2 protein-coding genes are annotated in these 613 nt (G+C 52.7%); both read right to left on the bottom strand.

The genetic code is table 11. The features are described from left to right. On the bottom strand, nucleotides 1-223 hold a 223-nt coding region (locus AC1RPN_RS08090; protein ID WP_481763697.1), incomplete at its 3' end, for a hypothetical protein. A gap of 5 nt (nucleotides 224-228) precedes the next feature. Next, nucleotides 229-613, bottom strand: a 385-nt coding sequence (locus tag AC1RPN_RS08085) for a hypothetical protein (RefSeq protein ID WP_481763696.1), incomplete at its 5' end; no start/stop codon positions are given.

Genomic DNA, 613 nt, shown 5'->3' with positions numbered 1-613 from the left:
CCATAGCATCTTGTACACGCGGATCAACAGCCTGAAGTGCTGGAGCCTGCTGCATAGGAGGACGCGCACTCGTGATTCCGGGGATATCCACGGGATGCGGCAGATGCGCCACACTCTTCAGCTTATCAGCCTGAATCTGAGCCATGCGCTCTTGCTTATCTGCCGGAAACGCATCGAACGATGTGGTCTTCGACTGAGGTACGTAGTTTTTTGTGTCGATCATTGTGATTATCCTAGGATGCTATCGAGAGCACCCCCAAGCGAGTTGATAGCGGTCTGCGAAACGGTGTTCACCACTCCGTTGACCAAACTTTGACCAGCGTTGAACACCACCTCACTGATTAGGTCAGACGAGACGTTTGCCAGATTTATGAATACGTCACCGACTGAGAACGTTACGCGGTTGATGATCCGTGTACTTGCTCCGGACTCCAAAGTATATTGCTCGACCGTCATGGGCCAACACTCAACATATTCAATGACGGCAACCACGGAGTTAGTCACGCCCAACAGATACACGAAGATTGGCTTCTTGTAGTCCGACGGGCGTCCCCAACCACCGCCCATCGTGGCAGCTGCCGTGGCACCAAATGGCGTGAGAATCGTATTGTTC

This window comes from Dellaglioa sp. CoH-57-MRSF-20, from assembly GCF_056781955.1.
Note: the sequence above shows the minus strand (reverse complement) of the source record. Positions and strands in the feature narration are given on the sequence as shown.